We start from the raw sequence: 21766 nt of genomic DNA on the forward strand, positions 1-21766 counted from the left end.
GGAACGGAGATCAACCCCTCGTTTTGAAAAAGGGCTATACTTTTTAATTTGTCACCTTGATGTCATTGACATAATAGTATTTCAACAACATGCAAAGACTGAATCCAATATTGGATTCAGTCTTAATTTTTCTTAATTAAAATGCGCAACCTTTTATAAAGGTATTGTTACATTACTAATCATAAATAAAATATATTGACTAATAAATTATAACCTCATCGCTTATTTCATTAATAGCCCATATGACCATGATGATACGGCATATGACCGTGGTGATGTGACATATGGGAGTGATGATGCGGCATGTGACAAGGATTAGGTGGCATACCGCAAAGTGTATGGTTTTCGCAACATTCATTCACGACAGATTCAGTACATGGGAAATAGTATTGATGATCGATCATATGTTTATTTACATTTGTAATATGTGTTGGTTGTACATGTGGTACGACAGTATGGATATAATTTGTACGAACATATTGCTCTGCTGGCATAAATTGTGTTGGATCAAATTGTGTTGGCATTGCATGTGGTGGACAGCAATGTGGACCTTTCCCATGGTGACGCATACGATTAAACATGTTTATTACCTCCTGTTTTAATAAGTTGTGGTTCATAATTAAGATATGAGGGAGATGTCGATATGGTCTATTTATTTGCCTACTAAATGCTAGTTAAATCTCACATATCACTGAAAATCGAGATTTATGTACCATATGCCTAAATAGATTCTTCTCTAGGCAAGAATATTACCTTTGTTTCAAGTACTTTTCTGTTCAAAGGAGATTAATGTGTTGGTTTGTTTAATAAGCGCTTAAAAACAATAAGGATGAGTAAATGGAATTTTACAAATGGGAGGCAGCTATTAAAGCTAATCGGTTGTTTTCGTAATCTTCTGTATAAAATGCTGTTTTCCTATGTACTTGCTTGCAATTTTCTGCATTTTAAATTATGGTAAATATTGTATATAAAAAAGGGGGAAAGGCATTGGCTAAAAACATAATTCTATTAAGCTGTTTAGTCCTTTTAACTGGATGTTCCTTAACAGGTGGATACGACTCATCTAAAGCGATTAAAAGAGGGGACATTACATTATCACTAAACGGAGTACATAATTTTGAACGATTTGAACAATTTCTTGAGCATCTAGCAAATAATCAAGAGGATACTGTTCGAGTGACTGCATATACAATAGAGGGGGATCCCATCTTCGAAGATTTACATTTTGATGGGATTAACATTCAATATACACATGATAATTCACATGATGCATTTGGAGGACAGGACAAAGGGCAAGAAACAGATGTTTGTAAAAATATAATGTCTTGCATTAATGATCAAAATGAAGTGGAGTATGTTTTAGTTGACTGCGCAAACAATGGGGAAATTTCTCTTTTTCAAGTAAATGAAAAAAAAGAGGCTAAAAATTAATATCAAACCTCACAAAAAGATGCCAAGTCTTCTCGTCAAATGACCTGGCATCAGAAGAATATGCTAATGGATGACTATTTTTTTCTTTACACGCTTCCATAATAGTAGCATATAGACAAAAAGTACAAGTATAATCAGGTATGCAGTCAACAAAGAGCTTTCTTCGTTGCCCATAAAGTTAAAGAAATTATTCAAGCCGTGGAATAATATGGTTATAATGATGGATTGACCATCTAAAATTAGTAAAGTAAGTACAAGGCCAACAAGTAGTGCATAGATTATTTGGATAACTGTATCTTCAAGAGATTGACCACCAAGTAACTGTAGGGCATGTGTGACACTAAATAGGAAACTAGATACCCAAATTGCTGTAAAGGGTCCTTTTGCTAATAGCATTCGGAGCATGATGCCTCTAAAAACCGTTTCTTCGATAAAAGCGACGACGAACAATTGCATGATCAACATCACAATTAAATTACTAAAGGATTCTGTATTCAAGCCTTTTGTACCGATAAGAATGATACATAAAACGAAAATTAATGGGCTAACGAATTTATTTTTATTACTAGTTAAAAAGAAGTACTGGTCCCATTTCCTTTTCACTGCAATGTACACAAAGAGCCCAAATGCTAAAGGTACTAGCAACGCAAATTGGAGAAAGGGGCTTGAAGGTTGTTGAATGGAAACGTAGGCACCATTCAAAACATAGAAAAATATAAGAAGAAGTTCTAAGCCAATTATTTTAAAAAATATTTTTTTTGCCATCTAGCTGATCCTTTCTTTTTGAATTAAGCAGGATGCACTGAAGCTCTCCGTAAAGCCAGTGTGATGATAAAGTACAGGAGAACACTAAATACGAATAGACCACTTACTATTGTAATAGCTGATAGTTTTGAAAATAACTCAAACAATGTAGTGTACCACTCGAAAATGACCATAGTAATTGGAATTAAACAAAGGAGCCCGATAAAGCTATAACCACCAATCGTTCCTAAACGATAAAAGACAATGTTTAACAATAGGCCGGAAGTTAAAGAGAATAGTAGCAATACCGTGTCCAGTGCAACTGTATCTATAAATGCAGTGGAGTTTCCGAAAAAGTATATTGGATGAATAATAAGTATTTCTTTGATTTTTAGTAATGCTGAAAAATAGGTAATGACTTTATGAGCACAAGTAATAATTAAAGCGCCAGCTAGACTCCAGCAGATAAAAAAGAGACCAATATTGACCATATACTGCGTACGGCTTATTCCAAGCTTTAAAAAATAAGGCAAGGTTTTATTTAACATCTTTGATGCCGTTGTACTGTAAAAGATATAGACTGGAATAGAAATCGTAATGGCGAAAGAAAACAAGTATTGCCCAAAAAAAGTATCTATGAAAAAGGTTAATAGAACGATAGAAAATAAAATGCACCAAAAAATAATGTTTTGCTTTTTATAGCTTTGAAATAATATATAAAAACTACCCTTTACTGTATTCATTTACTATCCCTCGCTTTCTGCTGCTTACTTAAATACACCAACATATCCTGTAATGAAACACGCTCAAGTTTAATATTCTGTCCTTCGATATGGCGGCCATTGCTATAGATTACAGCTGTTAATTCCTGCATAAACATATGCTGATAGATAACCTCTAGCCCATGTATTGCCTGCTCAACATCAGGAGTATTCCCTTTTACTGCAACAATATGCTGATGCCATTCCTCTGCTGCTTTTTGAAGTAACAACTGCCCTTCATTTAAAATTAGAATCTCCTCGAACAGCTCACTTGCCTCATCAATTAAATGTGTGGATAAGATAAAAAGTCTTGGATTATCGGTTTGTTGCTCAATCAATAAATCATAGAACGTATTTCGAGCAGCCACATCAAGTCCTATATAAGGCTCATCAAAGATTGTTATTCCTGCATTGCTTGCAAATCCTGTAATAATGCCTAAAGCCGAAACCATTCCTTTTGATAAGCTACGAACCTTATCCTTGGGGTTTAACGCAAATACCTCTAGTAGCTCCTGCGCAAGCGTTTCATCCCATTGTGGATAAAAGAAACTATTGGCTTTTAATGTTTGCGCAATGGTCATTTCCTCCTGAAAATTACCACTTTCTGCGATAAAGCAAATATCGCGTAAAGTTGCGGGGGAATTAAAAACATTTTCTCCGTTGACAGAGATGCTTCCACTAGTTGGGGCAATAAGTCCAGCTAATAAATTTAAAAAAGTCGTTTTACCAGCACCGTTATGACCTAAAAAACCAATAATTTTAGGTCCCTCTATCGTAAATGTGACATTTTCTAAAGCCTTTTTATGTTTAAATGTTTTGACAACATTTTTTATTTCAATTTTCATACACTAACTCCTTTGTAACATATTTTGTAATTCTTCATTGGAAATACCGAGTCTTGTTGCTTCCTTCTTTAAAGGTTCTATATGCTGTTGAAAGAAGCTTTCCTTACGCTCCACCAGTAAAATTTCACGAGCATCTGTACTAACAAACATGCCAACACCTCGTTTTTTATAAATAACACCTTTATCCACTAATTCGTTCACGCCTTTCCCAGCTGTTGCAGGATTAATTTGATATTCCTTCGCAAATTCATTGGTGGAGGGAATGCGATCTTCGGGCTGTAGCTGTCCATCTAGAATGGCATCCTCTATTCGTTCACGAATTTGCTGGAAGATAGGCTTTTCATTGTTTAAAGAATGAATCACAATCCACCTCCTTTGTTAATCGGTTAATTACTCTTGTAACTAACCATATAACGTGAGGTTTTTTTTGTCAATGCTTTTGATGGAAAAATTTTAATGTTACAGAAGTTCAGATGAAAGTTTACTAAGCATTATTTAGGAGATTTAAGTAATTGCAGACTATTTGAAAAGCTAAGAGGATTTTCTACTAAGTAAAACCAGAGCTCATTGTAATAGACATGATTTTTTATCCACATTGTTTTTTATGGTGATTATTGCCCTATAAAATAGTATTTATAGAGTAGAATTGTTTTTTCGTTAAAGTAAATTATTTTTTTAAATCCCTTATTTCTATAGCTCGAGTTCCATTTTTGCATATGTGTCAAGTTTTCACTGTGCATATATTGTAGAGAGAAGGGGGGAGGTGAGCTTCTATGAAAATTAATTGGAGGATTCGTCTTCAGCATAAGCCATTTTTATTGGCACTATTTTCATTGATTTTATTACTCGCACAGCAAGTTGCAACTATCTTAGGCTATGATTTAACGGGTGCAATGAGTGAGCAACTAACATCCATCTTAAATATTGTCTTATCAATTCTCGTATTAATGGGGGTTGTTGTAGATCCAACTACAAGGGGAACGAAGGATAGTGAGCGTGCTTTAATGTATCGTAGACCTAGATAACGATAGTATAAATATGATCTAAAAGTATAATTTTACACTTTTGAAAAAGGTGTTATAATGTAAAAAAATGATAAAGTAGGGAGGATGATGGGATGTCACTTGAAATGGAGCAAAGGATTGCCAAGCTTGAGAAGGAAATGATGGATTTGAGGCAGGAGCTGGATGTCTTAAAACAGCAACATTCTGTTGGTCAATCAACGACAATAAATGCTAGAAAAACAATGATTGAACAATCTTCACCATTGACACAACAAAAACCAACTATTACTTCCAAGCCAAAAGCAAAGCCATTACCTGAAAAAAAGAAGCAACCACAGCAATCGCTGGAGGAACGTATCATGTGGGCTTTACCAAAAATATTTATGGTAATTTTAGTGATGGGGGTGCTTTGGGGTCTTAAGCTCGTCAGTGATTATGGTTATTTATCGAATGAGGTTAAAATCATCCTCGCCTATGCATTATCGATTTTCTTAGCCGTACTAGCATATGTGCTGGAGCATAGAAAAAAGGGATCTCCAGCTATCACCATTTCCTTATATGGTGGGGCATTTATCGTAGGAATTCTAACAACAGCGGCCAGCGCAATATTGTATGAAATCATTGGCTTATCGCTGGCACTCGTCATTGCCATCATCTATATCGGCTATGGGATTGCCATTAGTTACTTGAAGAAAAATGAGATATTAACAGTGTTTGTAGCCTTCACTTCACTCTTATTACCATATTTACTTGAATATATGGACTTTAATGCTGTTATTATCTTAATTTATGTTATTGCGTTATTTGCAATGCTGCAATTTGTTATTTATCAGCATAAGCAAAAGCTAGCTCTCTATATAGCAACCTTTTTTTCTATGTTAGCTGTTAGCATTATCGCGTTTATGAACATCGACAATCGAGCTATAATGGCATTTGGCTTGATTGCTATATTAGTTATTTACTATACGAGTTGGTGCCGTTTATTTAATATTGAATCTAAATGGAAGCATATTCATGTTGGTCTTCAATTTAGTCTAGGTGTTTTTGGCTTATTGCTTATGAACCTGATGATTAGACCAATCGAATATAGCGAAGCGCTTATACTCGTATTGGTCATCTTGTTTGCGACTTTAGCGGGTTATGGCTATAGGCAAAAATGGCAGGAGGCATTTGATAGTGCCATCACACTCGCATTTATCGCCCTATGTAATATGCTACTTGTTATGAATGTACCAGAGAAAGTAGGAGATTTGCTATTACCGTTTATCGCATTTACAGGTGTAATGATGAGCTTACGTTTACGAGCGAGCCTGATGAAGGTCGTCAGCTCCATGATATTTGCGATTACCATTATCATAAGCTTTATCATTCATGAGCCGACACCATTTTTCAGCATTTCCCATGCTAGCTTACTAATGCCAGTCATCTATTTGTTGCTTATTTATCTATATGCAATGCGACCAAAGGAGTCACTTACTGTATTTGAAAAACTGATGAAGGATTTATATGTAGTAGACTTTTTAGCGGTCATAACGACAGGTTACTTCTTAGCCTATATTAGTAAGCTTGATGCAACTTATTTTGTGGGTGTTAGCAACGCCCCACATATGATGAGTATCATGCTGGCTGTCTTATTTGCGGCATCCCTTCTAGTGCCAGCAAAATATAAAGGACGCGCATTAACACCAGTAATCGGAACATTTTTCCTGTTTTTCACGCTGTCAATTGGTATACTTCCAGTCGAAATGCAGGGAATTGAATGGCTTCATATACTAACAAGAATCATTTATATTGTTGTGCTTGTGGCAATTTTACTAGATGTACTGATGAAAGGCCGTATTTATCAAATTTACCAACAACAGATGGAGAAATATGTAGATTCAACAATTAGTGCAGGCATCGTGTTGATAATGCTATCTGTATGGGGATTCGTGCATCAGCTAGCCTACAACTATCTACTGGATTGGAAGCTCAGCATCGCACTCTCTACGATTACACTTTTTGTAACAGCCAGTATCGCCCTATGGCTTAGTACGGTGCGCAACCTACGAACATTACGCTTAACGGGCTTTACAATCTTAGTTATTGCGTTTATTAAGCTTATATTCTTTGATTTATCAGCACTAGATTTATTAATACGAGCTGTTCTGTTTATTGCGATTGGTGGGGTAGGATTGTTATTGTCGGGTAGGTTGCTGAGGAAGGATTAACAATAATTTTTTATTATAAGGAGCTAAATAAAAGGCAGCTAGAGAAGGAATCATTCAATCAAGCTCTAGCTGCCTTTAGGTATTAGTAATTTAATTACATTATTTTGTTGAATCTTATTAGCTAGTGTTAAATCTCTTTTTGAACTTCAGGATCAATAAGACCACCATCAATAATATATTCGGATTTTTGCGATTGTGAAAATAAATCAAAGTTGATTTTATTCTTATCAAATTTATGAGTAGTATTTGAACCAACTGCATCAACCTTATTTCCTATAATAGTTCCGAAAATCGTAGAACTACCAGTGAAATTTAAGGATGCATTTGGAACAAATATAACAACATGGTCGTTAGTATTACCGAAAGTGGTATTTCCAGATACAGTTAAACCTTGACTACCACCAATTATCATATTGCCCTGTAAACCACCTTCTCCCGCATTTTGTATATTGACCTTACTATTTTTAGTGTATAAATTACTTTGAATAGTTTTGGTAATATTAAGTTCATCTGAGCCTTCATAATAAATAGTAGTGTCAAAAGGACTTCTTTCAGCGCTAGAAATGAATTGAAGAATATTAAATTTGTTTTTCACAAGTATATTTAATTTACCTGTTCCTTGTACTTTAATATGACCACCACCGCCATTTAAATTATCTATAACGAGGGTTCGATCTTTATCACCCACATCTATGGTAAGCGTACGATTCTCTACAAGAGACATATTTTTAATATAACTATTATCTGTAAGTGAAAGTGTATCAGGTGTATTCCAACTAAGGGCTATATCTGGTATTTCTATAAAACTTGAGTTATCAATACTTAAAAATGGAGGAGCTTGTGGGATTTGTGAATTTGAGAGCGATTGGCTTCCACAATCGTTACTATTACTTGAAGCTCCTTGGGCTTTTTTCAAATTATTGATTTGGTTATAATAATTATTTAGATTAATATTTTCTTTTACTAAAAATTGATTAAATTCTTCTTCATTTTTAGCACGAATATTAGTCATATTATCTCCACGTCTATAGACAATTTCGCCCATGGAATATCTTTTTTTTCCTAAACCATTGGCCCATTCTTTGTCACTTGAAGTTTTTATACTCTCTTTACCAAAAACAACACCTTTAATATCAGTATCAGACTTTACAATAATATTTTTATTAGAATATAGAGAAATTGGAGTGATTCTTTTCTCAATTAATATATCATTTACTGAAAAAATATTACCTGAGGAATAAAAAGCTCCATTTGTTGTTTTAAAAGAAATACCGCCATTTGAAATAATATCTTTATTGTAGGTCCCACCATTCTCAAAAATAATATCAGATAATGCTACTAGATTGCCGTTAATGGTTGGAGTCTTAGTAAATCTAATTTTCCCTTTTGAATAAACATTGTTATAATCACCACCATTTTCAAATGTTATGTCACCAAATGCTAAAATTTCTCCATTAACCTTTGCGGTATTTTTTATAGTTAGATTTCCACGGACGTAAATATTCTCAAAAGTACCTGTATTATCAATTATCAAATCATTTAATGATACAATATCCGCGTCTGTGTTAAGTGTATTCTTAGTTTCAAATGAGTTTGTTAATATACCGTAGCAAAAATTGTAGTTAGTGGTTGGTGGTGTTTCTTCATCTTCGGAATCTTTCTTAGTAAAACTAGGTGTCTTAATAGTAAATGTTTGCGAAATTGTTCTAGAGATGCCATCAATTTCTGCTATTGATCTTAAAGTATAAGTATATTGCTGGTTTTCTTTTATTAGTGTTACTTGAGATGAAGGTTGAAGCCCATTTTGTTTTTCGTAAGATGTTACCTCATGATATTTTTTATATTTTTTATGAGTATCTTCATCTTCCAGTTTTAGTTGTTCAGTTAAATAGAAGTCTGCTGCCTCAATATATTCTTCATCAATTTTATTTCTATCTTTATCCATATCAAAATTTTCATCATTATTATATTTGTTTAAAATAGGAATTAAGACGGACTCCAACTCTTGATTTATCTCTGCTCTTTTAACATTTAAATCAGCCTCAGCAATATAAAATACAGACTGGTCTGCTCGTTCATGTGTTGTTACTTTTAATGTATTTGAAGTGATTGTTATTAAGGAGAAACCAAGTACTGATATAAGAACAATGAGCAAGAGGGCGATGATGAATGTATATCCACGTTCATTAAAATAGTTTCTATTTCTCAATATGTTCCCCTCTTTCTTAAATATAATTCAGCCGAAAATTCTTTACCTTCTGCATTAGTTATTAAGACAGAAATAACAGTAGGATTGTTGATACTTTGTGATGGAGTAGTTGAGTCCTTTAGTTTAGTAGGACTAACCTTAAAATCTTCAATATCTGTAGATAAAATGTTGATCCCTTGTTTTATTACTCGTTGTCCTCTATCAAAAAAAATCTTTTCCCCATTAATCGTTAGTTCAGTTGATGACACTATAGAAACATTACTTGGGTTTTTTCGGACTTCTTTTGTAATAACTTTTAATGCGTAAGCAGCGTCATTAATTTCTTTATTTGTAGTAGTTTGCTTTTGAAAGCTATTTGAACTTTGACTAATTATTGAATAAATCGTTAACAACATAAGGCTAGCAATTATTGTAACAGCTAGTATTTCTATCAGTGTTAAGCCAGATTCTTTATGATGATATTTCATTATCTAGCCCTCCATTCAAATATACTCTCCATTTGAGCTTTTGCTGTTTTGCTTTCACATCTCTCAGAGGCTATATCCTTTGCACATACGTAGATAGTAAAGTTAGTTAAATTTTTATCCAAATTACCAATTTTCAATTTGTAATTAAATACATTGTTGTTATCTATTGCTACATCTCCTTCCTTATTAAAATATCCTAATCTATTTACATCAGGTATAAAATTATTCTTTAAAATAGCTTGATTAATTTGATCTTCCTTATTTTCATTTTTAAAAATTGTTGTTGTTTGGGTTAGGTTATAAAGTTCCTCCATCTCTTTCTGTGCATAATAGGTAGCATCAAAAATATCGTTGGATGTTTTAGTTGTTTTAGCAGTGCTTAAAAAGAATGAAAAAAAGCTAATAAGAATAATTGTAATAATAACAAGTGACGCAATGACCTCAATTAATGTAAAGCCGGATTGATTTTTTTTAACAAACATATAATTCACTTCCATTCTTTATTGATTTTTAAACAAAGGGATATAGATTATAAATTTTCGAAAAGGGTTTAAGTGATTTAGAGAATATGATATGTCATAAAAAATTAATATGTATTTAAACCAAGATGGAATGTTGTTAGATCCAAATTAAGGAAAATAGATAAAAATGACTATTAAGGATATTATAACGAAATTCTAGAACTATATCTAATGGAATTTATCCTATTTTGTAATTCTATAGAACTACTTTTTGAATATTTTTTGAATGATTACAGAAGTTTTAAAAAAAAATCGGAAAAAAGTTGCATTTTTATTAGTGTCAAAATACTATAGATGTAGTATCATTTTGTATATAAATAGAAATTCCATTAGTGAATGGAAGGGTGATATGGATGAAAACATACATAAAAATAATTAGTATCATATTGGCAATGGTTCTAATTGTAGGAATTTTTGTTCCATCACTTGTGCTAAATGGCACAGTCTTTGCGAAAGAAAGTCCTGAAGATTCAACAATTGGTGGTATTTCGGTTGAAGGGCTAAATAAAGAAGAGTGCCTTCAGACTATTCGCGATGCTGTGGAGAAATGGCAGGAAACTCCCCTTATTATTAGTGGTGGTGGAACTGAGCAGGAACTGGATGCACATGATTTACAGTTTGATATAGAGCAGGTAGTTGCCCAATATGAGGAGCTGTCAAAAAAGTCATGGTTTGCCTTTTGGGAAAGTAAAAGAACTGTTCAGCTCCCAATCCCAGTAATAGCTGGTGTCAATACAAAGAAAGCTGTGAAAAGTAATTCGCAATGGAAAACAGAGGAAACAATTGCGATGGTTCTTAATCAGGCTGGAAATTTAGGCAGCCATCAGATCAATGCAGTATTAGTAGATGTCAGTTCATTAGAGAATGAACGAATCGCTTTTCAAATAAGTGATATTCCGAAGAATGCTGACAATATAGAGGGATTGCTTGATACGCTTAATAATCAGTTAATTGCACCGAATCAAAAAATGTCTCTGCTTCAGTTGCTTGGAGAGCAGGCGAATTCGGTTCATATAGAAACCCTTAATTTTATTGCTTCAATGGTCTATAGCACGATCCTACAAACAGATTATGCGATTGTAGAACGTCATGCTCAAGCCGTTCCACCCTCTTACCTACAGCAAGGGTTGGAGGCAGAGCTGAATGTGGTGCTTGCCAAGGATTTGCAATTTGTGAATACCTCAGCTCAGCTTAGTAAACTAAAAGCTACGATGGAAGGAAATCAGTTGAAAATTGAAATATGGTCTGCGGAAAAAGACAAGGAAGTAACCGTTCGTGTGACGAAGGATAAGATTGTCAGACCTAGAATTATAGCTCGCTATTCAGATGAGCTAGCTGCTGGTCAGGAAAAGATTGAGCAGGAGGGGCAGGAGGGCGTTCGTATTGAAATATATCGCTCCATCCGTGTTAATGGCGGTTCTTCGGAGGAACAGCTTGTTAGTCGTGACTATTATGCTCCTGTCAACCGTATTGTTGTACAATCATCTCGTAAGCTTGAAGCCTCTGAAAGTGTCGTGACAGATCAGCAAAAGACAGCAACAGATTCTGATTTACAGATGGATTTAGATGGTAATGGCTTACCAGATGCAAATACGTCTACAACAGAACAGAAGCAAGATGGACCAGAAATTGTCTATGGCTACTATGATAAGGGCGGAAATTTTGTACAAACAAGCCCTTAAAAGAGAGGAGTACTTTTCATGTCAGCAAAAGCTGGAAGGAAACGACTAGGTGATTTACTCGTAGAATCAGGTGTAATTACACCACAGCAATTAGAGTACGCGCTAACTGAAAAGTCAAAAGAAGAAAAGCTTGGAGACTTTTTAATTAAAAAAAATTACTTAACAGAGCAGCAGCTTATTGAAGTACTTGAGTTTCAGCTTGGGATTCCTCATATTAATTTAAATCAATATACGATTAGCCCTGATTTACTGCAGTTGATACCTGCTGAGTTAGCCAAACGCGCAAACATTATGCCAGTGCGCAAGGAACGAAATAAGCTCTTTATAGCAATGGCAGACCCGATGGATTACTTTGCTATCGAGGAAGTGCGTATGGCTACAGGCTGTCAAATTGAAACAAGTATTGCGGCGAAGGACGATTTGTATCGAACAATTACCAAATACTATGATTTACAGGAATCCATGGATGCAGCTCTGTCCGATATGGCAACATCCAGCATTGATATGCAAACGGATATCGAGCGTGAGGATTCACCAATTGTTCGCCTTGTTAATCAAATTATTGCAAATGGTGTAGCACAACGAGCTAGTGATATTCACTTTGACCCACAGGAAACCGAGCTGCGTGTACGTTATCGTGTTGATGGTGTCCTCAGAACAGAGCGTTCCTTGCCAAAAAATATGCAAAGTGTTGTATTGGCCCGTATAAAAATTATGGGGAATCTCAATATTACAGAAAATCGAATTCCACAGGATGGGCGTATTAAATCAACTATTAATTTCCGACCAATTGATATTCGACTTTCCACTCTACCAACCGTTTATGGAGAAAAGGTTGTAATGCGTATTTTAGATTTAGCAAATGCTGTAAATGGGATTGAGCAGCTTGATTTTTCTGATCAAAATGAAGCATTATTTCGCTCCATGATTGAGCATCCAAATGGTATTGTCCTGATAACAGGTCCAACTGGATCAGGGAAATCCTCCACACTTTATGCGGCATTAAATGAACTAAACGATGATGGTGTCAATATTATTACCGTTGAAGATCCTGTTGAGTATCAATTGGCGGGTGTGAATCAGATTCAGGTGAAGGAAGAGGTTGGACTCACATTTGCAACAGGGCTGCGTTCTATTTTGCGCCAAGACCCAGATATTGTCATGATTGGGGAAATTAGAGATTTAGAAACGGCGCAAATTGCGACACGTGCTTCGTTAACAGGGCATTTAGTGTTAAGTACTCTGCATACAAATAGTGCAGTCGATTCTATCTCACGTTTGCAGGATATGGGCATTGAATCATTTTTATTATCGTCTTCATTAGTCGGAATTATGGCACAACGTCTTGTTAGAAGAAATTGTAGGGATTGCTCTGAAATCTATACATTTACCGAATATGAGTTAGCTATTTTAAAAGATAATGGTATACCAGATATAACACATGGACGTAAGGGGCGTGGCTGTGCGGCATGTAATTTTACTGGTTATCGAGGAAGGATGGCTATTCATGAAATTCTACCAGTTGATCGTCATGTGAAGGAATTAATTATCCATGAGGTGGGCGATCAGAAAATCAGAGAATATATGAAGCAGCAACACTTTAAAACATTGCTAATGGATGGTTTACAAAAGGTTGCAGCAGGACAGACAACAATATCTGAAATCTTACGTGTTGCAAGTAAAGAGTAGGAGGTGAGCCCAGTGACAGCATATTCAATTATTGAGTTATTACATCGTTCCTTTGAAGTGAAGGCATCTGATTTACATTTAACAAAAGGGGTGCCACCCGTTTATCGAATTCATGGTCAACTTGAGCACTATGGTACTGAGCCATTAGATAGTGCGGATTTATTGGAAATGGTGAAAACGATTTTACCCGTTCATAAGCAGCAGGAATTCGAGGAGAAGGGGGAGACGGATTTTAACTATTCTCTACCTGGGAAATGTCGTTTTCGTGTGAATGCTTATCATCAGCGCAATGAGGTATCAGTCGCGGCTCGTTTAATCGAGGCAAAAATACCTTCCATTGAAACGTTAAATATGCCACAGGTGCTGTATCAGCTTGCAGAAAAGCCACAAGGATTAATTTTAGTAACAGGTCCAACTGGCTCTGGTAAATCCACGACGCTGGCTGCCATGATTGACTACATCAATGAAACGAGAGCAAAGCATATTATTACACTGGAGGACCCGATCGAATACCTACACTCACATAAAAAATCCATTATTAATCAGCGTGAGGTTGGTGTTGATACGAAAAGCTTTGCCAATGGTTTAAGAGCTTCATTACGACAGGACCCTGACATTATTTTAGTAGGGGAAATGCGTGACTATGAAACAATCTCTACAGCCATCACTGCCGCTGAGACAGGTCACTTAGTGATGGCGACACTACATACAAGTAGTGCACCAACGACAATTGACCGTATTATAGATGTTTTTCCGCCCCATCAGCAGGCACAAATTCGCGTACAGCTAGCGAATGTCTTGCAGGGTATTATTTCACAAAGGTTATTTGTTCGTAAGGACGTAAAGGGACGAATTGCAGCAACCGAAATTCTTGTGCAGGCACCGTCCATTTCCAATTTAATTCGTAATGAGAAGGTACATCAAATTCCAAGTGTGATGCAAACAAGTAAGGCACTAGGCATGCATACGCTTCAATCATCCATCCAGCAATTAATTACAACAGGGAAAATCTCACTTGAGGATGCCAGACCGTATATGAATGCGGGGGAATATAGTTGACCGTATTTCGCTATAATGGGCGCACAAAAGCAGGCGTACAGAAAAAGGGTGTTATTGAAGCATCAAATAAACAGGCTGCAATTGAAAAGCTACGCAAGCAAGGAATTAATGCGCGTGAGGTACAGGAATCCACTAGTATTTTACATAAGGATCTTGCGATTGCTCGAAAGGTAAAGCATCAGGACTTTGTTGTCTATTGCCGTCAGTATGCCACATTAATACGTGCTGGTATTTCCGTTGTAGAGGCTACTCAAATTTTAGCCGCACAAACCAAAAATAAAACGTTAAAAAAGGCTTTGCTTGAGGTAGAGGAGGATATTCGGAGCGGTACAGCCTTTTCAGATGCCGCAGCCAAGCATCCAAAGGTATTTCCAATCTTATTTGTAAATATGATGCGTGCAGGAGAGGCTACAGGAAGTATTGATGATACCTTAGATCGACTAGCCAATACTTTAGAGAAGCAGTATAGCATCAAAAAGAAAATAACATCGGCACTTACCTACCCTGCGATTTTATCCATTTTAACCATTGCAGTTGGTTTGTTTTTAATGGTCTTTATTGTACCAACCTTTATAGCTACCTTTAAGGATATGGATTTGGAAATGCCACTGCTGACTGTAATTGTTGTTGGAATTAGTGATTGGCTTATCGCTAACTGGTATTTTGTGATTCTAGCCCTGGTGATGATCGTTGTTGGCTTTAATCTTTTATATAAAAAAAATAAAAACTTTCATTATTCAATCAATATTATGATTTTGCGTATGCCTATATTTGGTTCATTAATGCAAAAAAGCGTTATTGCTCGTATGACGCGAACATTAGCTACTCTCTTTAGTAGCTCTGTACCAATCTTAAATGCCTTAACCATCGTTGAAAAGGTAACGGGCAATCCTGTTATAGCCAAGGTGGTGTTAGAGGCACGGGATAATTTAGAAAAGGGTGGCGCATTATCTGAGCCGCTTGAAAAAAGTTGGCTGTTTCCACCACTTGTCTCACAAATGACCGCAATCGGTGAACGAACAGGCTCACTCGATTATATGCTAGAAAAGGTAGCAGACTTTTATGAGGAGGAAGTGGATCGATCAGTTGATACCCTAAAATCACTTGTTGAGCCATTAATGATTTTAGTTTTGGCAGTGGTAGTAGGGATTATTGTTGCAGCGATATTCCTGCCAATGTTCAAGTTGTACGAAAATATGTAATAGTAAGAATTTGATTAAATTACTAGAATGATAGGCTATCACTAGATCAATATATTATTGCAGTATTGAAATGCTTTTCTTATAAGAAGGAAGTACGTGTTGACACACTTCATATATAAAATATAATAAGGGGGAATTAACATGTTCAAAAAATTAATGAACAAAAAGCTTTTGAAAAATCAGAAGGGTTTAACGCTAATTGAGTTATTAGCAGTTATCGTGATTTTAATGATTGTTGCAGCGATTGCTGTTCCTGCAATCGGAAATATTGTTGAAAACTCTCGTTATAATGCGGTAAAGGCGGATGCTATAAATGCATTGAATGCGGCACACTTGTATTATACAGATAACCCAGGGGGTGAAACTGCTGGAGGAAATAATGTAGGTGATACTACTGGCAGTATTACTATTGAACAATTAAAAAATGCTAAGTATTTAGAATCAGGTGGAAAGTTAGAAGGTATTACAGTTACTATATCTAAGGACAATCCTAAAACTATTAGTGCAACAGTAACTTATAGTGGTAGTAAAAAAGTTACTTTTAGCAGCTCAACAATTACCTCTATTAACAAGGACCCAAATAAAGGAAGTGGGGCAGGTGGATATACTATAAATAAAGAATAGTCCTCCCAACCCCCCCAGAAATGCTCACTAACCGCATTTCTGGGGGGGAAATGGATGACTAATTAATTCACCTATGTAGCAGCATAAAAAGGGGGTCTTTTCACATGTTGAAGAGAAAGAAAAAATCGTATGTGTCCCTCGAATTGAAGGATTATGTTCTTCGTGCCATTGTGGCGGAAGGGCCTGATCCTTCACGTTGGCGGCATTATGAGCTGCCATTAGCACATGGCATTCTTGAAAATGGCATTATCCATGATGAGGTCGCTTTATTTGAAGCAATGAATCAAGAAGTGGTGAAATGGGTTGGCAAAAAACAGTTGGCTCGTATGTTTGTGCCGGATATGTCTGTTCTTTTGAAAAGCTTTGATGTGCCCCATGACCTGAAGCAAGAGGAGCTTCGAGGCTATGCCGAAATGGAGATTGGGCACTCAATTCATCTACCATTTCACGAGCCACTTATTGATGTTTATGATGCTGATCCGCTTGATGGTAAGGCACAATTATATGCCGCGCCCTCCGAGGAAGTGAATAAAATTGTGGCGATGCTCCTCGATATTGCGTTAGAACCAGAGGCAGCGGATATCCGTGCACTTTGTAATATCCGTTTATTGCATTATTTACAGCTACTGGAGATGGATAAAACCTATTTAATTGCAGAATGGTCTATTAATGAGCTATCTATTAGCATATTTTCACAGGGCAATGTGGAATTTTTACGCTATCAATCAATTGATACGAATATGGAGCAATGGGAAAGCAAGGCACAGAGCGAATATAGCTATGACTTTCAATATAATGGCGAGCTAGAGGATTATCGGATGATTGTTATGGATCAGGTGCTGGAAATTGATCGTATGATGAACTTCTTCCGCTTTTCTTTGTATAAGGGAGAAAAAACGGTTGATGAAATCATTATTTTAGGGGACAATCCTTTATTACCTACCATTAGTGAGTTTTTACGTGCCAATTTAGGTGTTCCATTAACGGAGTTAAATGATCAGATGCTTCAAAAGAAATTTCCGCAGTTTACAAGAGCGTTTTCCTCCTTGCTTGGACTAGCCTTGAAGGAGGTTAACGGATGATTCCAGAAATTAACCTCATACCGAAATTAGAGAAGCGGAAAACCTCGCCATTGTTGCTTTATATGATTCTAGCTATAATTCTTATTATTTTAGCGTTTATGACCTATCTATTTTTTGATGCTAGGGCAGCGTTAAAGGATTTATCAGCAGAAGAGCGACGCTTAGTGGAAAGGCAGGAGCAGCTACAAAATGATATCGCAACAAAGCAAAGTCAAAATACTGGCTCATTAAAGCAATCTGTTCACTATGTACAAAGTGTTGCTTATCCCGTAACGCCATTAATTGATGAAACAAATGCACTGCTACCAAGCCCAAGCTATTTACGTAGCTATTCATTTGGTACGAACCAAGTAACAATTGAGGCGGATTTTGAAACTATGACAGCTATTTCAAAATACGTCGAGCGTTTATTAGCAAGCCCTTATTTTACAGATACACAAATCGGCTCCATCACTAATTTTGACATTGAGCTAGGGGAGCAGGACAAGGACTTACCTGCGGAGGAAAAGTTTAAGCAGATGCCACGTTACTCAGTTTCCATTACAGCTACTATTGACTTTATGTATCTGGTAGGGGGACGAAGCTAATGACGAAATACCTAAATAGTAAAAATTCAGGCATACTATTGCTTGTCCTGTTGATAGCCTCCTTATTGTTTGCTCTCTATTATTATGTTATTTTGCCAAAGAAGGATGAGGTACGGGCGAAGGAAGCTAGTATTCAAAGCCTGCAAACGGAGATTAAAAGCTTAGAGCAATCCCTTACCTCCTTTGATGAGCAGCTAGAGGTTCCGATGCAGGAAACTTTAGAAATGCAAAAAAAGGTGCCTAGTGTAAGAGCGGTTGAGCAGGTATTGAGAGATATGGTGGAAATTGAAGAGGTGACAGGTACGCGCATGGAGTCGCTAACCTTTAATAATTATGATGAGCCTGTAGCGAATGCCAATGTGGATCAAACGAATACAGTTGCTGAGGCTGAGGCAAAGGTCAATGAGGAGAATCAAGAGAATACGGAAACTCCACCTGTTTCTACGATTGCCCAAGAAAACATTCCAGCAGAGCTGAAGCTAGTAACCTTTACCTTTGATATTGGTGCCTTAACATTTGACTCAATGGTGACCTTTTTAAAGGAAGTGGAAAAGCTTGAGCGTGTTATGAAAATTGATACGATTAATATGACCATCCCTGGTGAGCAAGAAAAGCTAGATAAAGAGGCGGATAATACTATTAAGGCTACTGTACAGATTACGACGTTCTATTACGAGGGACAAGAATAAAGATAGGCGCGCATACTTTATATGTATGGGCGCCTCTTAGTTTAGGAGGACATAAAAATGGAAATGGCTTATACCGTGACAGTATTTATTTTTGGGCTTGTTTTTGGCTCTTTTTTTAATGTGGTCGGCTTACGTGTACCAGTAAAGGAGTCCATTGTGCGACCACCATCACATTGCACAAATTGTCAGAGACAGTTAACAGCCCTTGATTTAGTACCTGTGTTGTCCTATGTATGGCTAGGAGGCAAATGCCGTAGCTGCGGACAAAAAATTTCTTGGATTTATCCTTTCATGGAGCTTATGACTGGGGTTTTATTTGCATTTGCCTATTGGAAGCTAGGCTTTACTGTAGAATTTTTTGTAGCCATTTTATTAATTTCATTACTTGTTATTATTGTTGTATCGGATTTTGCCTATATGCTTATTCCTGATAAAGTACTGCTTTTCTTTCTACCATTGCTCTTTATAGGACGTGTGCTTTCACCGTTATCACCATGGTGGGACAGTGCGCTGGGTGCAGTTGTTGGCTTTGGCATATTATATAGTATTGCTGTGCTGTCCAAAGGCGGTATGGGTGGAGGAGATATTAAATTATTCTTTTTACTTGGGCTTGTATTGGGCACATTAAATGCACTCTTAACGCTATTTATAGCCGCTGTAATCGGGATGATTGTAGGCATTATAGTGCTAAGAATACGGCAGCAGGGCAGAAAGACCCCGATACCATTTGGTCCATCCATTGCTGCTGCGGCTATAGTTGTCTATTTTTATGGAGATGCCTTAATGAATTGGTATCTTGGGCTATGGTAAGGAATAACTTACAATCTTGGAGGGGATAACAGTGAAGCCAGTTATTGGCATAACGGCCTTTGTGGAGGATGATTTGTCAGCAAGATTAAATGCTGCCTATAGCAACAGTGTTATTGAAGCAGGGGGCATTCCGTTAATTATTCCACTTGGTATAGAGGAGGATGTTGCACAAACTTTGTCGTTGACAGATGGATTATTGCTATCAGGAGGCTGTGATGTTCATCCATTTCTTTTTGATGCAGAGCCAGCACCTAAATTAGGGAGGGTACACCCTGAAAGAGATTCCGTAGAGCTTGCTTTAATCGAGGCAGCTTTTATTCGAAAGATGCCGATTTTTGGTATTTGTCGTGGTATTCAAATATTAAATGTGGCTCTTGGAGGCAATGTCTATCAGGATATGGAGAGCGAATATCATAGTAAAAAATTATTGAAGCATATGCAGCAGGCGGCTCGGGGCGTTGCTACTCACTATGTTACAGTTACACCTGATACATTATTAAACAGAATCACCGAAAAAGAGAAAATAGCAGTAAATTCCTTTCATCATCAAGCAGTTAATGTATTAGCTGAGAAATTAAAGGTTGCTGCCAAATCCAGTGATGGAATTGTAGAAGCGATCGTACACGAGGATCACCCATTTTGTCTGGCGGTACAGTGGCATCCAGAGGAGCAGGCGATGGCAGGAGATGAAGCATCAAAAAAAATATTTACTGCTTTTATAAAGGCAAGCCTGAAATTCAAATTAGAGGCATAGTGCTTGCAAGGAATCCATATTAAAGTGGATTCTTTTTTTGGTAAACCTCCAAAACAAAAGGAAGATGGCGAAAAATCTCCTTCGACATCTTCTTGCTTTATAGGGATATTTAATGTCCCCAATTACGCACAAAAGCAGGAAGCAGGGGATGAGCAGGATTACAACGCTTTGCTGACGATAGCTCCAGCATTTCCTCTTCATTATCATCAGTCACCGAAATAAAAACAAAGATGCTTTCGTCAATAATGCCCTCCTGCTTCAATTCATACATCGTATCACTCATTGCTTGATGAAGCATTTCTTTATGTTCAACAAATTTTTCGTCTTTGATATGCAATATAATATCTAATAATTCACGACTTACCTTTTCGAGCATATTCGTTTCATCGTAATGTAAATATTCATCCTTTAAAAAGCGATAATCTTCGGGATCGTCCTCATAGTTTTGACCAATTTCAATAAGTGATTTTTCAGTTCCCATTGTTAAATAAAGGCTGCCGCAATCACCATCTGTCACTAGAACAGCCGCATAAATTTGTTCATCGTTTAAGGAGCTATACATTGTCGTATAAGCCTCTTGCACAGCTTGCTTGATTTTTTGTTTCAAATAGACGCACTCCCTATGTAAATTGTATTTTGTTCTATGTCTAAAATTAAGAAAAAGAGGTATATGCTCATCGGGGAACATATCATCCTCTTAAAATCATCCATTAATTTTATATTTTTTATTGTACACGACGATAAAGGCCTACAACTTGCCCTAAAATAGAAACTTGATCGACAATAATTGGCTCCATTGTGGAGTTTTCAGGCTGTAAACGGAAATGATTTTTTTCCTTAAAGAAACGCTTAACCGTTGCTTCATCCTCTTCTGTCATAGCCACGACAATATCCCCGTTATCTGCTGTTGATTTTTGCTTTACAATGACTAAATCTCCATCTAAAATGCCAGCTTCAATCATGGATTCACCCATAATTTCTAGCATAAATAATTGATCCTCGCTTGTCCCATATGTATCTGGCAGCGGGAAATACTCTTCGATATTTTCAATAGCTGTAATTGGAGAACCTGCTGTAACCTTCCCTACAAGTGGGACGTGAATAACATTTTGCTTTTGAATAGAATCTTCTGGCTCTAAAATTTCAATGGCACGTGGCTTCGTTGGGTCACGGCGGATAAAGCCCTTTTGCTCTAAACGAGCTAAATGTCCATGAACCGTTGAGCTTGAAGCAAGTCCAACTGCTTCGCCAATTTCACGTACAGATGGCGGATACCCCTTTGCACGTACTTCTTCTTTGATAAAGGCTAAAATGTCCTCTTGTCTTTTCGAAACTTTTTTCATGATTGCTCACCTCTTTTTTCTTTTATTTCTACTTATTAGATAGTATAGCAGAA

At 36.5% G+C, this 21766-nt stretch carries 23 protein-coding genes; 13 read left to right on the top strand and 10 right to left on the bottom strand.

The window, feature by feature from the left end:
- Nucleotides 1-230: 230 nt before the first annotated feature.
- Nucleotides 231-581 carry a CotD family spore coat protein gene (locus ACQKIM_RS21150; RefSeq protein WP_427547820.1) on the bottom strand — a complete coding sequence of 117 codons (351 nt, stop codon included), beginning with the start codon at nucleotides 579-581 and terminating at the stop codon, nucleotides 231-233.
- A 406-nt stretch (nucleotides 582-987) separates the two neighbouring features.
- On the opposite strand from ACQKIM_RS21150, the gene ACQKIM_RS21155 reads away from it, so the two are divergent.
- A complete protein-coding gene (locus tag ACQKIM_RS21155; RefSeq protein WP_427547822.1) occupies nucleotides 988-1431 on the top strand; it encodes a DUF4362 domain-containing protein in 444 nt (147 codons plus the stop codon).
- Between the two features lie 63 nt (nucleotides 1432-1494).
- Here ACQKIM_RS21155 and ACQKIM_RS21160 read toward each other — a convergent pair whose 3' ends face one another.
- Genes ACQKIM_RS21160 through ACQKIM_RS21175 form a run of 4 tightly spaced genes read right to left on the bottom strand, consistent with a single transcriptional unit; the run spans nucleotide 1495 to nucleotide 4144 of the window.
- Nucleotides 1495-2196: a CPBP family intramembrane glutamic endopeptidase gene (locus tag ACQKIM_RS21160; RefSeq protein WP_427547824.1), complete on the bottom strand. Its 702-nt coding sequence runs from the start codon at nucleotides 2194-2196 to the stop codon at nucleotides 1495-1497.
- Between the two features lie 23 nt (nucleotides 2197-2219).
- Entirely contained in the window at nucleotides 2220-2918 is a 699-nt protein-coding gene (locus ACQKIM_RS21165) for a hypothetical protein (protein ID WP_427547826.1), read from the bottom strand.
- The gene (locus tag ACQKIM_RS21170; protein WP_427547828.1) at nucleotides 2915-3781 is read right to left on the bottom strand and encodes an ABC transporter ATP-binding protein; all 867 of its coding nucleotides are present in this window, start codon (nucleotides 3779-3781) and stop codon (nucleotides 2915-2917) included. The genes ACQKIM_RS21165 and ACQKIM_RS21170 overlap by 4 nt, the downstream gene beginning before the upstream one ends.
- Nucleotides 3782-3784: 3 nt before the next feature.
- Nucleotides 3785-4144: a GntR family transcriptional regulator gene (locus ACQKIM_RS21175; RefSeq protein WP_427547830.1), complete on the bottom strand. Its 360-nt coding sequence runs from the start codon at nucleotides 4142-4144 to the stop codon at nucleotides 3785-3787.
- Between the two features lie 410 nt (nucleotides 4145-4554).
- On the opposite strand from ACQKIM_RS21175, the gene ACQKIM_RS21180 reads away from it, so the two are divergent.
- Entirely contained in the window at nucleotides 4555-4806 is a 252-nt protein-coding gene (locus ACQKIM_RS21180; protein WP_427547832.1) for a phage holin, read from the top strand.
- A gap of 92 nt (nucleotides 4807-4898) precedes the next feature.
- On the top strand, nucleotides 4899-6995 hold the full coding sequence (locus tag ACQKIM_RS21185; protein WP_427547834.1) for a DUF2339 domain-containing protein: 2097 nt from the start codon (nucleotides 4899-4901) through the stop codon (nucleotides 6993-6995).
- A 127-nt stretch (nucleotides 6996-7122) separates the two neighbouring features.
- On the opposite strand, the gene ACQKIM_RS21190 is transcribed toward ACQKIM_RS21185, so the two are convergent.
- Genes ACQKIM_RS21190 through ACQKIM_RS21200 form a run of 3 tightly spaced genes read right to left on the bottom strand, consistent with a single transcriptional unit; the run spans nucleotide 7123 to nucleotide 10153 of the window.
- Nucleotides 7123-9204 carry a polymer-forming cytoskeletal protein gene (locus ACQKIM_RS21190; RefSeq protein ID WP_427547836.1) on the bottom strand — a complete coding sequence of 694 codons (2082 nt, stop codon included), beginning with the start codon at nucleotides 9202-9204 and terminating at the stop codon, nucleotides 7123-7125.
- Complete coding sequence (locus ACQKIM_RS21195) at nucleotides 9201-9671, bottom strand: PilW family protein (RefSeq protein WP_427547837.1); 471 nt, start codon at nucleotides 9669-9671, stop codon at nucleotides 9201-9203. The genes ACQKIM_RS21190 and ACQKIM_RS21195 overlap by 4 nt, the downstream gene beginning before the upstream one ends.
- Nucleotides 9671-10153 (bottom strand): type IV pilus modification PilV family protein, encoded by a 483-nt coding sequence (locus tag ACQKIM_RS21200; RefSeq protein WP_427547839.1) that lies wholly within the window; start codon nucleotides 10151-10153, stop codon nucleotides 9671-9673. The genes ACQKIM_RS21195 and ACQKIM_RS21200 overlap by 1 nt, the downstream gene beginning before the upstream one ends.
- 392 nt (nucleotides 10154-10545) lie before the next feature.
- Between ACQKIM_RS21200 and ACQKIM_RS21205 the strand changes: the two genes are divergently transcribed.
- From ACQKIM_RS21205 to ACQKIM_RS21250, 10 genes are all read left to right on the top strand, one after another.
- Complete coding sequence (locus ACQKIM_RS21205; protein ID WP_427547841.1) at nucleotides 10546-11874, top strand: VanW family protein; 1329 nt, start codon at nucleotides 10546-10548, stop codon at nucleotides 11872-11874.
- 18 nt (nucleotides 11875-11892) lie between these two features.
- Entirely contained in the window at nucleotides 11893-13563 is a 1671-nt protein-coding gene (locus ACQKIM_RS21210; RefSeq protein ID WP_427547843.1) for a GspE/PulE family protein, read from the top strand.
- A gap of 12 nt (nucleotides 13564-13575) precedes the next feature.
- A complete protein-coding gene (locus tag ACQKIM_RS21215) occupies nucleotides 13576-14622 on the top strand; it encodes a type IV pilus twitching motility protein PilT (RefSeq protein WP_427547845.1) in 1047 nt (348 codons plus the stop codon).
- Nucleotides 14619-15824, top strand: a complete 1206-nt coding sequence (locus ACQKIM_RS21220; RefSeq protein WP_427547847.1) for a type II secretion system F family protein — start codon at nucleotides 14619-14621, stop codon at nucleotides 15822-15824. The genes ACQKIM_RS21215 and ACQKIM_RS21220 overlap by 4 nt, the downstream gene beginning before the upstream one ends.
- A 141-nt stretch (nucleotides 15825-15965) precedes the next feature.
- Nucleotides 15966-16448: a type II secretion system protein gene (locus ACQKIM_RS21225; protein WP_427547849.1), complete on the top strand. Its 483-nt coding sequence runs from the start codon at nucleotides 15966-15968 to the stop codon at nucleotides 16446-16448.
- Nucleotides 16449-16552: 104 nt separating this feature from the next.
- Complete coding sequence (gene pilM / locus ACQKIM_RS21230; protein ID WP_427547850.1) at nucleotides 16553-17530, top strand: type IV pilus biogenesis protein PilM; 978 nt, start codon at nucleotides 16553-16555, stop codon at nucleotides 17528-17530.
- Nucleotides 17527-18117, top strand: coding sequence for a PilN domain-containing protein (locus tag ACQKIM_RS21235; RefSeq protein WP_427547852.1), 591 nt, complete (start codon nucleotides 17527-17529; stop codon nucleotides 18115-18117). Before pilM ends, ACQKIM_RS21235 begins: the two co-directional genes overlap by 4 nt.
- Nucleotides 18117-18806, top strand: a complete 690-nt coding sequence (locus ACQKIM_RS21240) for a hypothetical protein (protein WP_427547853.1) — start codon at nucleotides 18117-18119, stop codon at nucleotides 18804-18806. The genes ACQKIM_RS21235 and ACQKIM_RS21240 overlap by 1 nt, the downstream gene beginning before the upstream one ends.
- 57 nt (nucleotides 18807-18863) lie before the next feature.
- Nucleotides 18864-19616, top strand: coding sequence for a prepilin peptidase (locus ACQKIM_RS21245; protein ID WP_427547854.1), 753 nt, complete (start codon nucleotides 18864-18866; stop codon nucleotides 19614-19616).
- A 31-nt stretch (nucleotides 19617-19647) separates the two neighbouring features.
- Nucleotides 19648-20370 carry a gamma-glutamyl-gamma-aminobutyrate hydrolase family protein gene (locus ACQKIM_RS21250; RefSeq protein WP_427547855.1) on the top strand — a complete coding sequence of 241 codons (723 nt, stop codon included), beginning with the start codon at nucleotides 19648-19650 and terminating at the stop codon, nucleotides 20368-20370.
- Between the two features lie 109 nt (nucleotides 20371-20479).
- On the opposite strand, the gene ACQKIM_RS21255 is transcribed toward ACQKIM_RS21250, so the two are convergent.
- Entirely contained in the window at nucleotides 20480-20977 is a 498-nt protein-coding gene (locus ACQKIM_RS21255; protein WP_427547857.1) for a DUF4303 domain-containing protein, read from the bottom strand.
- 118 nt (nucleotides 20978-21095) lie between these two features.
- Nucleotides 21096-21713, bottom strand: coding sequence for a transcriptional repressor LexA (gene lexA / locus ACQKIM_RS21260; protein ID WP_427547859.1), 618 nt, complete (start codon nucleotides 21711-21713; stop codon nucleotides 21096-21098).
- Nucleotides 21714-21766: the final 53 nt, after the last annotated feature.

Source organism: Lysinibacillus sp. NPDC047702 (assembly GCF_050272555.1).
Taxonomy (GTDB): Bacteria; Bacillota; Bacilli; order Bacillales_A; family Planococcaceae; genus Lysinibacillus.

What these genes read in the sequence shown, in the direction of transcription:
- ACQKIM_RS21200 (WP_427547839.1), bottom strand. Translation starts at nt 10,153, where the DNA reads ATGTTTGTTAAAAAAAATCAATCCGGCTTTACATTAATTGAGGTCATT.
- ACQKIM_RS21240 (WP_427547853.1), top strand. Translation starts at nt 18,117, where the DNA reads ATGACGAAATACCTAAATAGTAAAAATTCAGGCATACTATTGCTTGTC.
- ACQKIM_RS21245 (WP_427547854.1), top strand. Translation starts at nt 18,864, where the DNA reads ATGGAAATGGCTTATACCGTGACAGTATTTATTTTTGGGCTTGTTTTT.
- ACQKIM_RS21195 (WP_427547837.1), bottom strand. Translation starts at nt 9,671, where the DNA reads ATGAAATATCATCATAAAGAATCTGGCTTAACACTGATAGAAATACTA.
- ACQKIM_RS21210 (WP_427547843.1), top strand. Translation starts at nt 11,893, where the DNA reads ATGTCAGCAAAAGCTGGAAGGAAACGACTAGGTGATTTACTCGTAGAA.
- ACQKIM_RS21165 (WP_427547826.1), bottom strand. Translation starts at nt 2,918, where the DNA reads ATGAATACAGTAAAGGGTAGTTTTTATATATTATTTCAAAGCTATAAA.
- ACQKIM_RS21205 (WP_427547841.1), top strand. Translation starts at nt 10,546, where the DNA reads ATGAAAACATACATAAAAATAATTAGTATCATATTGGCAATGGTTCTA.
- ACQKIM_RS21185 (WP_427547834.1), top strand. Translation starts at nt 4,899, where the DNA reads ATGTCACTTGAAATGGAGCAAAGGATTGCCAAGCTTGAGAAGGAAATG.
- lexA (WP_427547859.1), bottom strand. Translation starts at nt 21,713, where the DNA reads ATGAAAAAAGTTTCGAAAAGACAAGAGGACATTTTAGCCTTTATCAAA.
- ACQKIM_RS21160 (WP_427547824.1), bottom strand. Translation starts at nt 2,196, where the DNA reads ATGGCAAAAAAAATATTTTTTAAAATAATTGGCTTAGAACTTCTTCTT.
- ACQKIM_RS21170 (WP_427547828.1), bottom strand. Translation starts at nt 3,781, where the DNA reads ATGAAAATTGAAATAAAAAATGTTGTCAAAACATTTAAACATAAAAAG.
- ACQKIM_RS21225 (WP_427547849.1), top strand. Translation starts at nt 15,966, where the DNA reads ATGTTCAAAAAATTAATGAACAAAAAGCTTTTGAAAAATCAGAAGGGT.
- ACQKIM_RS21180 (WP_427547832.1), top strand. Translation starts at nt 4,555, where the DNA reads ATGAAAATTAATTGGAGGATTCGTCTTCAGCATAAGCCATTTTTATTG.
- pilM (WP_427547850.1), top strand. Translation starts at nt 16,553, where the DNA reads ATGTTGAAGAGAAAGAAAAAATCGTATGTGTCCCTCGAATTGAAGGAT.
- ACQKIM_RS21235 (WP_427547852.1), top strand. Translation starts at nt 17,527, where the DNA reads ATGATTCCAGAAATTAACCTCATACCGAAATTAGAGAAGCGGAAAACC.
- ACQKIM_RS21150 (WP_427547820.1), bottom strand. Translation starts at nt 581, where the DNA reads ATGTTTAATCGTATGCGTCACCATGGGAAAGGTCCACATTGCTGTCCA.